This window comes from Flavobacterium sp. GCM10023249, assembly GCF_042653365.1.
Taxonomy (GTDB): domain Bacteria; phylum Bacteroidota; class Bacteroidia; order Flavobacteriales; family Flavobacteriaceae; genus Flavobacterium.
In genome coordinates this window covers 55762-70988 of sequence record NZ_JBHSHZ010000006.1, presented here as the reverse complement: position 1 = coordinate 70988, position 15227 = coordinate 55762, and the positions used below count along the sequence as shown (strand labels likewise).

Below are 15227 nucleotides of genomic sequence, written 5' to 3'. Positions count from 1 at the left end.
CTTTTAAATTTGTGATTAAAGAAAAATAATCTACATTTGCAGAGATAATTCAAGTAAAGATGAGACAAACAATTTGCATTACATGTTGTTATATGTGGAAGACTTCCGCAGAGGACTGTATTGCATAAACTTGTCAAACAATACATATTTAAAACCTCTGCCGACAGCAGAGGTTTTTTTGTTTCAATACGATTATAAAAATAAATGAAATGGGAAATAGTGTAACTTATAGAATGTGTGCTTGCTGTTGCAAGAAGTGCTGTAAAAGCGCTCAGATTCGCTATTACCCTATAGAAAAGACTTAATTTAGTTATAGTTCAACTGCAAAGTCCTTTTGGTAATAGTTCCAAAAGGACTTTTTTTTTACAACAACAAACAAAAACAAATGAATATTTTTTTAGAACAATTAGCGCAAAAAGAAAATCTGGAAGAGGGATTGCGATTTCTTTCCGAAAATTTTGAGGGAAGAATTGTGTTTTCGACCAGTTTCGGTATCGAGGATCAGGTGATTAGTCATGCTATATTCGGACAGAATTTGAAAAATGTGGAAGCATTTACATTGGATACCGGAAGACTGTTTCCTGAAACGTATGCAGTTTGGGATAAAACCCTCTTACAGTATAATCAGCCTATCCGTGTTTATTATCCCGATACTGATGAGTTGGAAACCTATGTGAATGCAAACGGGATCAATGGATTTTATAATTCTGTAGCACTTCGCAAGGAGTGCTGTAGCATTCGAAAAGTGGTGCCACTAAAAAAAGCATTGAAAGACGCTAAAATTTGGATTACAGGTTTGCGAGCACAACAATCGGACAACCGCAATGGTTTGGAAATGATAGAATGGGACGAGCAAAATCAATTGTACAAATACCATCCGTTGTTGCACTGGAGTACTGAAGATGTGGTTCATTATTTACAGCAAAAAGGGGTGCCTTACAATACATTACACGATCAGAATTTTATCAGTATTGGTTGTGCTCCGTGTACCCGAGCAGTACAACCTGGAGAAGATTTTAGAGCAGGTCGCTGGTGGTGGGAAGATCAATCAAAAAAAGAATGCGGATTACACAAATAAAGATAGAACGCCTTTGGCAATAAGAAATAGCACATGAGTCATACTAACGATTATTTAGAACAATTAGAAAACGAAGCGATTTATATACTTCGTGAAACGGCAGCACAGTTTGAGAAACCCGCTTTATTGTTTTCGGGCGGAAAAGATTCGATTGTTTTAGTGCATTTGGCATTGAAAGCATTTCGTCCAGGGAAATTTCCTTTTCCGTTGGTACACATCGATACCGGACATAACTTCCCTGAAGCCATTGCATTCCGTGATAAATTGGTTAACGAAATAGGTGAAAAACTGATTGTAGGTAATGTGGAAGACAGTATAAAAAAATACAATTTGAAAGAAACTGCAGGTCGATTCCCTTCTCGCAATGCTTTACAAACGTATTCTTTACTGGATACTATTCAGGAAAATGAATTTGATGCCTGCATCGGTGGCGCACGTCGAGATGAGGAAAAAGCAAGAGCCAAGGAGCGTATCTTTTCGGTACGTGATGATTTCGGACAGTGGGATCCCAAATTACAACGCCCAGAATTATGGGATATTCTAAATGGGAAAGTTCATAAAGGCCATAATGTTCGTGTGTTTCCGATTAGTAACTGGACCGAATTGGACGTATGGAACTATATTCAAAAATACAATATCGAATTGCCGAGTCTGTATTTCGCTCACGAAAGAGAGTGTATTGTGCATCAGGATAAATTAGTAGCAACGTCACAGTTTATCCAACCATTGGAAGGCGATACGGTGGTGGTAGAAAAAGTACGTTACAGAACTGTTGGAGATATGACGTGCACCGCAGCTGTTCCTTCTGATGCAGAAACGATTCAGGATATCATTGATGACATCATCCAAACTCGAATCAGTGAAAGAGGTCAAACCCGATTGGATGATCAATTATCGGAAGCAGCCATGGAGGATCGAAAAAAACAAGGGTATTTTTAAGAAGCAAGAGAAAAGAAGCAAGAGAAAAGAAGCAAGAGAAAAGAGTTGTGTGAATTAGAAACCATAACTCATCATTCATAACTTATAATTCATAACTCAAAATGAATACATTACGATTTATAACAGCAGGAAACGTAGATGACGGCAAAAGTACTTTGATTGGACGATTGCTTTACGATTCCGACAGTATACATACAGACCAATTAGGCGTTTTGCAAAAGCAAACGAAACAGGAAGGAGTAGACATCGATTTGTCTTTGATTACCGATGGATTAAGAGCCGAGCGTGAGCAAGGAATTACTATTGATGTTGCCTACAAGTACTTTTCAACGAAGAAGAGAAAATTCATCATTGCTGATGCGCCAGGACATGAACAATATACCCGAAACATGATTACGGGAGCCTCCAATTCGGATTTGATTATCATTTTAGTAGATGCACGAAAAGGAATTACCGAACAAACGAAACGTCACGCTAGTATTGGTTCGCTGATGGGTATCAAAAAAGCCATTATTGCAGTCAATAAAATAGATTTACTGAACTATTCGGAAAGTACCTTCAACCAAATTCAATCCGATTTTGACACCATTAAAAAAGAATTGAAGTACGATGAAGTGACGTATATCCCAGTAAGCGCTTTGGTAGGCGATAACATTGTGAAGAAATCAGACAATACGCCGTGGTACAAAGGAAAGGCGTTATTGGAAACTTTAGAATCGGTTGAATTAACAACGACCGAAAATTTGGCTTCCCGATTTCAGGTGCAATGGGTAATCCGCCCGAAGGATGAGAAAAATCATGATTACAGAGGCTATGCCGGTTTGGTCTTGAGCGGAACTTATAAAGTAGGCGATATAGTTACCATTCTTCCTGCAAGAATTGAAACCAAAATTGTAAAAATAGAACGCAATCTTGAGGAAGTTTCGGAAGCATCTGCAGGAGATAATGTGGTATTGCATTTCGAAAAAGACGTGGATATCAGTCGTGGAGATACGATTGTGTTGTCGGATAAATTGCCTACTGAATCGAATGAAATCAAATCATGGGTTTCATGGTTGGATACCCAGCCTTTTCAATTAGGGAAAACCTATTTGTTACAACACCGATTTAAAAATGTAAGAGTAAAAATTCAGTCGGTTGACCAAAAATGGAATATCAACGATTGGGAATTTACGGAAGAGACGGAAATACGATTGAATGACATCGCACAAATCAGCCTGAAAACCAACCAGCCTTTGTTTTACGATGCTTTTGATACGAACCCTAAATCAGGAAATGCAATCCTGATCGATGAAACTAGTTATACAACAGTTGGAGCCTTAATGTTTTTATAAGATGTCATACACTATATATTCTAGAAATCAAGAGCGGACAAAAAGTCCAATCAATAAAATCCAGATTGAAAACTGGGTTGACGAACTTTTTAACTGGTTATTTGATATTGACCAGGAATACAACAGCTATCGATTTTTTCAGAATAGGGAAAAGCTGATTCAATTGAAGCTTCAGGATATTTTAGCCAAAGTAACGGACGATACCAATCAGATCGTAGTGTTTTCCAATTATTTTTTTGACCAGATTGAATCTTTGCATTATGTTTTGTCCAATGATTTGGAAACGATTGTCAATTTTGATCCGGCGGCGAAATCGAAAGAAGAAGTTTTGATTGCCTATCCTGGATTTTTTGCAATCACAGCGTATCGAGTTGCCAATGTTTTTTGGAAATTGAATATCCCAATCATACCAAGAGTAATTTCAGAATACGTTCACGGTCGCACTGGAATCGATATTCATCCCGGTGCTGAAATCGGTGAGAATTTCTTTATCGATCACGGCACCGGAATCGTAATTGGCGAAACAGCAAGAATTGGCAAGAATGTTAAAATTTATCAAGGTGTAACCTTGGGTGCTTTATCGGTTTCAAAAAATAATGTTTCCGTTAAAAGGCATCCTACGATTGAAAGTAATGTAACCATTTATGCCAATGCTACCATTTTGGGTGGAAATACGGTAATTGGTGAGAATTCAGTAATAGGAGGTAATGTTTGGTTAACGCATTCGGTTCCTCAAGGTTCACTTGTTTACCATAAAAGCGAAATCGAAATCAAACAGAAAAGTGAATTCCCGGAAGCTTTGAATTACGTAATCTAATAAAAATTAAAAAATACAACACATGACTCGAGCCTGAATGGCGACAGCATAGAGCACAACTAATTAATAAACACATAACGAAATGAAAGCAAATAATATTTTAGAAACTATAGGGAATACCCCTGTTGTAAAAATCAACAGTTTGTATGGTGCCAATAGAAATATTTGGATTAAGTTGGAACGAACGAATCCAGGAAACAGTATCAAAGATCGTATTGCTTTGGCAATGATCGAAGATGCTGAAGCAAAGGGGATTTTAAAACCTGAAAGTGTCATTATTGAACCAACTTCTGGAAATACTGGAATTGGATTGGCTTTAGTTGCAGCAGTAAAAGGATACAAAGTGGTTTTGGTAATGCCCGAATCGATGAGTATAGAACGAAGAAAACTGATGGAAATTTATGGTGCTGAATTTGACCTGACACCACGCGAAAAAGGGATGAAAGGTGCTATCGAGCGTGCCAACGAATTGGTTAGCCAAACTCCAAATGCTTGGTCGCCATCCCAGTTTGCCAATCAGGCGAATGTAGAAGTACACCAAAGAACAACGGCTCAGGAAATTTTAGCCGATTTCCCTGATGGATTGGATTACATCATTACCGGTGTAGGTACAGGAGGTCATATTACTGGAGTTGCCTCTGTAGTTAAAGAGAAGTTCCCTAATGTGAAAGTGATTGCTGTTGAACCGGAATTGTCTCCGGTTTTGAGTGGCGGTGCTCCGTCACCTCACCCAATTCAAGGTATTGGTGCTGGATTCATCCCTGAAATTTACCAAGGAAATTTAATTGATGAGGTTATTCAGGTTAGTAAAGAAGAAGCTTTTGAATATACACGTGCTATTGCAAAACAGGAAGGGATTTTAGTAGGTATTTCTACAGGAGCTTCTTTGGCTGCGGTTGCTAAGAAAGTGGCTACACTTCCGGATGATGCCAAAGTATTGACCTTTAATTATGATACCGGTGAACGTTATCTTTCTATAGAAGGACTCTTTTAAAGAATAATCAGATTGTTTACTAAGTAAGATTTTACCTTGTTTTTTTGAACGGGGCGGGAGAATCTATGCTGTTTCGAAATGAAATGCCCCAATTAAAAAGAATAAAAACGAATGAAAAAGATACTTAAAAATACAGGAAAAGTGATACTGGCTGGTGCTGGTCCGGGAGATCCGGATTTGATTAGTCTCAAAGCGCTGAAATATCTTCAAAAAGCTGATGTGGTTTTAACAGATCGATTGGTTTCACCAGTATTAATAGAGGAATATGCTCGTAAAGATGCCGAAATTGTGTATGTGGGCAAACAGTGTTCAAAAGGAGTTTGGACACCTCAACAGGATATCAATGAATTAATCGTTCTTTTTGCAAAACAAGGGAAATTGGTGCTCCGATTAAAAGGAGGAGATTCTACTTTGTTTTCAAATGTTTTGGATGAACTAAAGGTTTTAGTAGCCAATAAAATTGAGTATGAAATCATACCAGGAATCTCTGCAGCATTTGGAGCAGCAGCTTATACCGGAATTCCATTAACAGCGAGAGACTATTCACGGGGTGTTCGTTTTCTGACTTTGTATGATTTGAATACAGTCGCTCCTCATCAATGGAATGATTGGGCAACAACCGAAGATACCTTGGTGTTTTATATGAGCGGTCAGCGATTGGATGCTTTGACTCAACAGCTTTTAACTCATAAAATTGATACAACAAAAGGAATTGCTGTGGTACAACAAGCCACTACTCCTGACCAGAAGACCAGAGTGTTTTCTTTTGAGGAAATCCAACAACAGCCTTTACCTGAATTCGAATATGTACCGACTTTATTGATTATTGGCAAAGTAGTCAATCTGCATGATCAATTTCAGTGGTTTGCAGAGAAAAATACCACAGAATCTTATTTCGATAACCACAAAATAATTTATCAAAATGCTATCTGATACTAAATTAAGTTTATTGCAACAGTTGGTGCAAAATGCATCTAACGAAGAAATTATCTGGACCAAGGGTTACCTGGCTGGATTTCTGGATCACAGCCGTTTGGGCGGTAGCTTGCCTGTTGTGCCGACAACCGTGCCGGTGGCTTTGAAACCGCTAATTATTTATGGAACCGAAACCGGAAATTCTAAAAAAGTAGCGTCTACTTTACTAGCTTCTTTTAAAAAGGATAAGATTCAGGCCAAAGCAGTGGATGTTTTTCAATTCGATACTACAAAACTGGAAAAAGAAAGCTTGGTTTTGTTTATTATGAGTACACAAGGTGAAGGGGAGTTTCCGCAAAATGCTGTGGCGTTCTATGAAAAACTAAAAGCTTCGGAAGCTAATTTAAGTAAAGTTTCATTTGCCGTGCTAGGTTTGGGTGATTCTTCGTATCCGTTATTCTGTAATGCCGGACTTTTATTGGATGAAGTATTAGCCGAAAAAGGAGCAAAACGTTTATTGCCGTTAGTCAAGGCCGATGTAGATTATGCTGATGCTGTTATTAATTGGGAATCCGATCTAAAGAAAGTTTTTCAAAATCAAACCGCTGAGCCGGTCGTAGTTAAATCTGAGCCGTCAGTTTCTCATAAAAAAAATTATACCGGAGTGATTAGTCACAAAGTGATTTTGAACGATACCGGTTCCAACAAGCAAACCTATCATATTGAAATCACATCAGAAGATGAGGTAGCTTATGAGCCGGGGGATGCGTTGGGAGTAGTGCCAAAGAATTCTTCTGAAGATGTTCAATTCATTTTGGATTATTTCGGAACCGAAGCAGGAAAAGAAATTAGTATAAAAGAACAAATAGCAACAGCCGAAAAATGGTTGTTGGAACGAAATATCAAAGGATTGAGTAAACGTTCATTGGAGCAAATCGGAAATTTGTTCGGAGTAGCAATCACTTTGGAAAAAGCAGATTTGATTGATATTTTAAAACAAAATCCAAAACCGGAGGCATTGAAAATTGAAACATTAATCGATATTTTATTGCCTATCGCTCCGCGTTTGTATTCGATTTCATCTTCAGCCGAAGCACATGACGGTCAGGTGCATTTAACGGTGAATTTGAATACGTTTCAAGTGGGTGAAGACACTAAAACAGGATTGGCTTCGCAGTTTCTGGCCGATTTTCCATTAAACCAAGAGTTGGAATTCTATATCCATAAAAACCAGAATTTCAGATTACCGAATGAAGAAACCGATATTATTCTTATCGGTCCGGGAACAGGTATCGCACCGTTCAGAAGTTTTCTGGCGCATCGTGATGTAACCGGAGCCGAAGGTAAAAATTGGTTGTTTTTCGGAGAGCAGCATTTCGTATTGGATTTCTATTACCAAACCGAAATTCAGGAATGGCTGACTACCGGTGTGTTGACCAAGTTGGATACCGCTTTTTCAAGAGATCAGGAGCGTAAAATTTATGTGCAGGATCGTATCCGTGAGAAATCAAAAGAATTCAATGATTGGTTGGAAAACGGTGCGAGTATTTACATCTGCGGCCAAAAAAGTCCTATGAGTCAGGATGTTGAGCAAGCTATTCTGGAAGTGATTGCAAACGAGCGTAATATCTCGGCAGAAGAAGCCAAACAAGTTTTGGAAACATTGGAAAATAACGGAAAATATCAAAAAGACGTGTATTAATAAGTCATTACTAGAAAAATGAGCGAGAAATTATCAGCAGTAGAATATATAAAGACCAAAAGTGACGGTCTTCGAGGTACTTTGAAGGAAAGTATCGATTTGGATAATCATACGGGTAATGTACGTCCGGATGATGAAACCCTGGTAAAATTCCATGGGATGTATGTACAGGATGACCGTGATCGTCGTGCCGAAAGAGCCGCAAAGAAATTGGATAAATTGTATTCCTTTATGATTCGTTTGCGTATTCCTGGAGGAGTGATTTCTGCCGATCAATGGTTGGCAACACATGAAATTTCAGAACAATACGGAACCGGAACTTTGAAAATCACAACGCGACAAACAGTTCAGTTGCATGGTTTGTTGAAGCATCAGTTGCGTCCAACTATCCAAGCTTTTAATACAGCAAAACTGGATTCGATTGCTGCGTGTGGTGATGTGAATCGAAATGTGATTGTGAGTTCGCACCCGCAAATTTCGCCCATTCATCAACAGATTTATGAATACGCCGACAAGATTTCGACTTTGCTTTTGCCTAAAACACAATCGTATTATGAAGTGTTTATTGATGGTGAGAAGATATATGAGCGTTCCTCTGAGGCCGATCCATTATATGAAGATCGCTATTTGCCAAGAAAATTCAAAATCGGTATCGCTATCCCGCCAAGTAATGATGTGGATGTCTTTACCAACGATATCGGATTGATCGCTATTATCGAAAATGATGTTTTGAAAGGATTTAATATCGCTGTGGGAGGCGGATTGGCAACTACGCACGGTAATCCGAATACCTATTCACGCTTGGGAAGTATCATCGGATTTACAGATACAGAAGAAAAAACATTAAAGGCAGTGTATGAAATCTTAACGGTGCAACGTGATTTCGGAAATAGAGTCGATAGAAAATTATCCCGTTTGAAATATACCGTTGATAAACTGACTGTGGAAGGTTTTAAAAAGGAATTGGAAAGCCGAATCGGATTTGAATTGGAGCCGGAAAGAGCTTATCAGTTTACGGAAAGAAGTGACCGTTTTGGTTGGGAACAGAATCATCAAGGAAAATGGTTTTATACACTTTTTGTAGAACATGGAGTGGTGAAGCCGTATCAGAAACAGTTTTTGTATGATTTAGCACAATTGAAAATCAATAATTTCATCTTTTCAGGCAATCAAAATCTGATTTTAGGCGAGATTGAAAATAGTGATAAAGCAACCATTGAAGCCTTATTGCAGCAGCATGATATCGAAAAACAAGTAAGTGCTTTGCGTAAAAATTCGATGGCGTGTGTGGCGTTACCTACATGTCCGCTGGCCTTGGCCGAAGCACAGCGTTATCTGCCGGAATTGGTTACCAAAATTGAACCGTTATTGGAAAAACACAATTTAACCAATGATGAAATCACTATTCGTATGACGGGATGTCCTAACGGTTGTGGTCGTCCGTATGTAGCCGAATTAGGTTTCGTGGGAACCGGACCGGAGCAATATAATTTTATGTTGGGCGGCGACCGATTCGGAGAACGATTAAACAAAATTTATAAAGAGAAACAAACAGAAGCTCAAATTCTAGAAGAAGTAGATGTTTTATTGGGAAGATATGTTCAAGAAAAACTGGAATCAGAAACTTTCGGAGACTATGCTTACCGTACAATTTTAAAATAATGATACCAAATAGTAACGAAAAACGAAGGACTTATTTTTTGAATCAAAATTATGTGATGATGGTTTTATGTGGTTGCTGTTGCTGATTCAGCTGATGCAATTAAAACATATAAATCACCTATAATAATTAAAATGAAAAATAGTAAAAAGTATATAAAATCAATTGTTTTTTTTCTGATTGTTTTCAGTCAGTTGTCTTATGCGCAGGATAATTTATCCCAAGTTTCAGGTGTTGTTTTGGATAAGTTAGGGCAAACCGTTATTTCGAATACAACTATTGCAGTTAAAGGAACCAATGTTTCTGTTATTGCAGATGCTGAAGGAAAATTTGTAATCAATTCAGAGTTGCGGTTTCCACTAATTTTAATCGTATCAAATGTTGGATATGAACCAAAAGAAGTTGAAGTGCCATCGTATCAGGCTAATTTAATAATCGAATTGGAATCGGAAGCCAATCAATTGGTGGAAGTGATGGTGACTTCCAGAAGAAGAAAGGAAGTAGTGCAGAAAGTACCAATTCCGATTGCTGTTGTAAGTGCCAAACAAGTGGAGGAATCGGGGTCGTTCAATGTTAACAGAGTGAAAGAATTAGTGCCATCGGTACAGTTGTATTCTTCTAACCCAAGAAATACGACTTTGAATATCCGTGGATTGGGTTCTACTTTCGGATTGACGAATGATGGTATTGATCCCGGAGTAGGTTTTTATGTGGATGGAGTTTATTTTGCGCGCCCGGCAGCAACTACCTTAGACTTTATTGATATTGAGAGAATTGAAGTATTGCGCGGTCCTCAAGGAACCCTTTTTGGTAAAAACACAACCGCGGGTGCTTTTAATATAACCACGAAAAAGCCTAATTTCAATGCTTCAACCACTGCAGAAGTTAGCTACGGTAATTATGGTTACATACAAGCGAAGAGTTCAATTAATGGTACCTTGTTTGATAAATTGGCAGGGAGATTGTCTTTTTCTGGAACACAACGCGATGGTGTAATCGAAAATGTCAGAACCGGAAAGTATGTAAATGATATCAATAACCTTGGGGTTAAAGGTCAATTATTGTATGCTTCGAATGAAAAAACAGAATTTTTGTTATCAGCCGATTTTTCTCGTCAAAGACCGGATGGGTATGCTCAGGTTATTGCTGGAGTGGTAACTACACAACGTGCCGCCTACAGACAGTTCAATCAGATTATTGCGGATTTAGGGTACGAATTACCTTCGTTAAATGCCTTTGATAGAAAAATTGATCACGACACGCCGTGGAGATCCAATAACGATTTAGGCGGTGTTTCCTTAAATGTGGAACGTGAAATTGGTGAAGGGAAATTAACTTCGACAACCGCTTGGCGTTACTGGAACTGGGATCCTTCCAATGATAGAGATTTTACAGGATTGTCCGTATTGAGAAAATCTCAGGCAACATCGGTTCATCAACAGTTGTCGCAAGAATTGCGCTATGCGGGTAATTTGTCTGAAAAGATTTCTACAGTTTTTGGAGTGTATGCCATCGGACAGGATTTGAAATCAGATCCGTTTCATATTGAAGAATCCGGAGATGCGCAATGGCGATTCTCACAAAGTACCACAAGTTCGGATTGGGAAACACCCGGATTGTTTGAAGGTTACGGAATCAGAACAAAATCAAAATTAAAAACGTTTAGCGGGGCTATTTTCGGGCAATTGGATTGGGCTTTGACGTCAAATTTGCATGTGTTACCAGGATTGCGTTATAATTATGATGAAAAGGAAGTTGATTTTAATAGGAAAACGTATGGCGGACTTGAAACGAGCGATCCTAACTTGATAGCTTTAAAAAAGTTGGTGTATTCTGATCAGGCATTTAATGCGAATGTTTCCGATAGTAATTATTCGGGTCAATTAACGGTTGTTTATAAGTTTCAGGAGAATGTGAATTCATTCGCTACTTACGCTAGGAGTTTCAAACCGGTGGGTGTGAATTTAGGAGGATTGCCAACAGCTAATGGTGAGGTGCTGACCGATTTGGCTATTATCAAGCCAGAAGAAGTGGAGCACTTTGAAATAGGTGTAAAAACAAATCCGATGGTAAATTCAAGATTCAATGTTACAATTTATAATACCAATATTAAGGATTATCAAACACAGGTGCAGACTGCAGAATTAGGAGTAAATAGAGGGTATCTCTCAAATGCGGAAAAGGTTAGAGTAAGAGGTGTAGAATTAGAAGGGAATGTCAGAGTGTTGCAGAATATCAACCTTACGGGAAGTTTATCTTACACTGATGGGAAGTATGTTTCTTTTACAAATGCTCCAGTTCCTTTGGAAGAAACTGGTTCGGCTCAAGCTTTTAAAGATGTTTCAGGAGGAAAACTTCCTGGAATTTCAAAATGGTCGGGTGCATTGGGTTCTGAATATGCTACAGAAGCGAAATTCCTTAAAAAGGAGGGCCGTTTTTTTGTAGCGTTGGATTCTTATTTCAGATCCGGATTTTCTTCAAGTCCTTCACCTTCGAAGTATTTGAATGTTGAAGGGTATTCACTCTTCAATGGGAGATTCGGTTTCAGAGCACAAGATGGTTTGTCTGTATCGGTTTGGGCACGAAACCTTTTGAACAAGGATTACTATGAACAGTTGTTGCCAGGTGCTGGTAATGCCGGTCATTATGCCGGAGTTTTGGGAGATCCTAGAACTTATGGAATTACGTTGAAGTATATTTTGGAATAAGATTTAAATAAGCGTAGAAGTAATAATAATTCGACAATTATTTGTCAAACAATAATAGATTTTAAAAATGACGAACACTCTTTTTCCTGTATTCTTGAAAACCGAAACTGCTCACTTTTTGATTGTGGGTGGTGGAAACGTAGGTCTTGAAAAGACAGAAACCTTGTTGCGACAAAATCCTAATGTCAGAATCACAATTGTAGCCACTTATTTTCATCCGGAAGTGCTTGAAATTGGAAGCCAAAATGATAATGTAGAACTATTGCAACGACCTTTTGAAAAAACGGATATCGAGGAGAAAGACTTTGTGATCATCGCTACCGATGTGCCTGAGTTGAATGTTAGGATTCGAGATCTAGCAAAAGGCAAAGGCATTAAAGTGAATGCTGCAGATCAACCGGATTTGTGCGATTTTTATTTGGGGTCGATCGTGAATAAAGGTGCGCTAAAAATTGCTATCTCTACGAATGGCAAATCACCGGTTTTGGCCAAAAGAATGCGCGAATATTTTACCGATGTAATTCCAGACGGAATTGATAATAGTATTGAACAATTGAATTTATACCGAAAAGAACATAAAGGTGATTTTGGTCAGAAATTGGCCGATTTAAATAAAGTGACTGAAAGTCTATCACCTAAAAAAAAGGAAAAGAAGGCGGCCAAGAAATATCAGAAAATGGTTCTAGAGATTACATTGCTGTTTATGGTTTTCTTTGTTGGTTTTGGTGTTTCGAAGTTTATCACGTTCGATGAGGCAGCGTCTTATTTTAATCAAATACCCAATGTTTTCTTTGGAATGTTGTTGGTTGGTTTTTTTGCGCAACTGGTAGATGGCGCTTTAGGTTTAGGTTATGGAGTCACTTGTTCTACAAGTATGATGTTACTCGGTATTAAATTGCCAGCAATTAGCGGAAGTATTCATACTGCCGAAATGTTTTCCAGTGGAATTAGTGGTTTTTCACATTATAAATTTGGAAATGTCAACAAGAAGTTGTTTTTCTGGATAGCCATTCCTGGTGTAATCGGAGCGGTAGTTGGTGCTTTGTTGTTGATTTATTTAGGAAACAAATATGAAGCGATTACTTATGGATTATTGGCGAGCTATACTTTGTTGATTGGAATTCGTTTAATCATTCTGGCATTTAGAAAAAAAATCGAAAGAAAGCCTTTAAAAAATACGGGTTTTTTAGGTTTTTATGGAGGTTTTTTTGATGCATTTGGTGGAGGCGGTTGGGGTCCGATTGTGACATCTACTTTATTAGCTAAAGGGAGAAAATCTAGCTATGTTATCGGGACCGTTAGTTTGGCTGAGTTTTTTGTAACACTCGCTGCTTCCATTACTTTTTTTGCATCGCTAGGTATTAGTCATTGGTATATCATATTAGGGTTGATTTTGGGTGGTTCGGTTGCGGCGCCTATTGGAGCTAAGCTGGCGGGTAAATTACCTCAAAAAACGGCATTATTATTAGTGGCTTTTCTAGTCATAGTATTTAGTGTAAGAACATTATTTAAAATTGTGTAGTTTTTTACGATAGATTATTGCTACATCGATTTAATAAAAAACTTCTGAGTATATACTCAGGAGTTTTTCGTATTTTGTTTAAAATAAATCAAGGATATAGTGATTTGTTTCCGTTACTCACAATGTTACTACCTAGTCCAGAAAAAGATACCGAAAAAGAACTGTAGCTAAAGCTTAATGAACCTGTTGGTGTACATAGACCTAAAGCATATCGGCATTGACCATAAGCGCCAGTTTCTTTAGTTACTTTGCTTTCACTTCTTGCTGATCCTAATGACATATAGCCCCAGTCGCTAACATCTGTGTTAGAAACGGTTGATCCAGTGTAGTAAATAGTAATTTGATAACCAACTTCACCTCTGTCTGAACCCCAAAGCCAGCTTGCTGTCCACCATTGTTTGTACCATTTAGATGTAATTTTTGCTTGTGAATTGTTGGAAGTTTCCACTTTTCCTTCAGTATCCATCATAATTAACCCGGTTAAGATGTTGTCCCAAATGATTCCTGAGTTTCTATACACACAAAGTGATGTATAATTTTGGCCATTTCTTGTCCAAGTTAATTTTAGTAGGTTGTCCTCCAATTGTATTTCTTTACTAATTTGTTCGCTGATATTTTTTTTAGTTGTTGCTAATTCATTACCAGAATGAATTTTTTTCATTTTTCCAACAACAACTGATTTTTTATCTTTTATATTACCAAAAGCGATTGTGCTTTCCTCATTTGAAATAACACTTTGTGCCGTTGTTATTCCTTCGGCATTGGAAATCTTTCCTAATACTTCTACTTCAGTAATTTGTAGTTCGTCGTTTAGATAACGAGTAAGGTTGGCTTTTGAGAGATTCAACTGATTTTGAACAGCCTCGGGTAATTCTTGGGAGGTTACAGGTGTTAATTTTTCTTTTAAACCTTCAATTAATTGTTTTTCGACAGAAATTTCTTGAGCCGAATAGTTGTTGTCATCTTGACAACCGTTCAGAAGTAATGCAGAAAGCACTACTAACGCCTTAAGGGCATTTACCAATTTTGTTTTCATTTTGTTTTTTGTTTAAAAATTTGATTGTAATAAAAATACTACAAAATAATTAATAAACAGCCTTAAAATGAATTAATTGACTTTTTTTATTTTGAATGCTTGTTTTATTGTTACCAAGCTAAAAAACCATGAATGATTTTCAGACAGTCAATTTGTAGAACTTTTTTGTCTAAATATACCCCTTTTTATTTGGGTTAATTTTTTTGGAGGAACTAATAGCTAAATTCAACTGTTGTAAAACCTGTCGATAACATTGAGCCACAGAATAGGTTTTTAAGAGTGATTTTTTAAGTCAACATAATAGGATAAGAAAGTTGTAAAAGAGAATATTACGTAAAAAGGATTATTATTAGAATTATTTTAGTTTGAAACGAGTTAATTTAGAATATTATTCTTAAAATTATTATTTTTTAAGTAAAATTTAGAAAAATAATCTATTATATTTTTTTAATTAGAAAATAATTCTACATTTGCCCTGTAAATAATTAGGTATGAAAACAACAATGTGTTATATGACAATCA

At 37.4% G+C, this 15227-nt stretch carries 11 protein-coding genes; 10 read left to right on the top strand and 1 reads right to left on the bottom strand.

Annotated elements, in window-relative coordinates:
- Nucleotides 1-385: 385 nt before the first annotated feature.
- The 10 genes from ACFO7M_RS01970 (at nucleotide 386) to ACFO7M_RS01925 (ending at nucleotide 13669) form a co-directional block, all read left to right on the top strand.
- Nucleotides 386-1078: a phosphoadenylyl-sulfate reductase gene (locus tag ACFO7M_RS01970; RefSeq protein ID WP_379733746.1), complete on the top strand. Its 693-nt coding sequence runs from the start codon at nucleotides 386-388 to the stop codon at nucleotides 1076-1078.
- Between the two features lie 33 nt (nucleotides 1079-1111).
- Entirely contained in the window at nucleotides 1112-2017 is a 906-nt protein-coding gene (gene cysD, locus ACFO7M_RS01965) for a sulfate adenylyltransferase subunit CysD (RefSeq protein ID WP_379733744.1), read from the top strand.
- 101 nt (nucleotides 2018-2118) lie between these two features.
- On the top strand, nucleotides 2119-3351 hold the full coding sequence (locus tag ACFO7M_RS01960) for a sulfate adenylyltransferase subunit 1 (protein WP_379733742.1): 1233 nt from the start codon (nucleotides 2119-2121) through the stop codon (nucleotides 3349-3351).
- Nucleotide 3352: 1 nt separating this feature from the next.
- Nucleotides 3353-4168: a serine O-acetyltransferase EpsC gene (gene epsC / locus ACFO7M_RS01955; protein WP_379718787.1), complete on the top strand. Its 816-nt coding sequence runs from the start codon at nucleotides 3353-3355 to the stop codon at nucleotides 4166-4168.
- A gap of 82 nt (nucleotides 4169-4250) precedes the next feature.
- The gene (gene cysK / locus ACFO7M_RS01950) at nucleotides 4251-5162 is read left to right on the top strand and encodes a cysteine synthase A (RefSeq protein WP_379733740.1); all 912 of its coding nucleotides are present in this window, start codon (nucleotides 4251-4253) and stop codon (nucleotides 5160-5162) included.
- Nucleotides 5163-5273: 111 nt separating this feature from the next.
- The gene (gene cobA, locus ACFO7M_RS01945) at nucleotides 5274-6095 is read left to right on the top strand and encodes a uroporphyrinogen-III C-methyltransferase (protein ID WP_379733738.1); all 822 of its coding nucleotides are present in this window, start codon (nucleotides 5274-5276) and stop codon (nucleotides 6093-6095) included.
- Nucleotides 6085-7779: a diflavin oxidoreductase gene (locus tag ACFO7M_RS01940; RefSeq protein ID WP_379718796.1), complete on the top strand. Its 1695-nt coding sequence runs from the start codon at nucleotides 6085-6087 to the stop codon at nucleotides 7777-7779. Before cobA ends, ACFO7M_RS01940 begins: the two co-directional genes overlap by 11 nt.
- A gap of 18 nt (nucleotides 7780-7797) precedes the next feature.
- On the top strand, nucleotides 7798-9441 hold the full coding sequence (locus ACFO7M_RS01935) for an NADPH-dependent assimilatory sulfite reductase hemoprotein subunit (RefSeq protein ID WP_379718799.1): 1644 nt from the start codon (nucleotides 7798-7800) through the stop codon (nucleotides 9439-9441).
- A 132-nt stretch (nucleotides 9442-9573) separates the two neighbouring features.
- Nucleotides 9574-12147, top strand: a complete 2574-nt coding sequence (locus ACFO7M_RS01930; RefSeq protein WP_379733736.1) for a TonB-dependent receptor — start codon at nucleotides 9574-9576, stop codon at nucleotides 12145-12147.
- A gap of 67 nt (nucleotides 12148-12214) precedes the next feature.
- Nucleotides 12215-13669 carry a TSUP family transporter gene (locus tag ACFO7M_RS01925; protein WP_379718805.1) on the top strand — a complete coding sequence of 485 codons (1455 nt, stop codon included), beginning with the start codon at nucleotides 12215-12217 and terminating at the stop codon, nucleotides 13667-13669.
- A gap of 88 nt (nucleotides 13670-13757) precedes the next feature.
- Here the strand turns inward: ACFO7M_RS01925 and ACFO7M_RS01920 are convergent, their stop codons facing one another.
- A complete protein-coding gene (locus tag ACFO7M_RS01920) occupies nucleotides 13758-14705 on the bottom strand; it encodes a hypothetical protein (protein ID WP_379733734.1) in 948 nt (315 codons plus the stop codon).
- Nucleotides 14706-15227 lie beyond the last annotated feature (522 nt).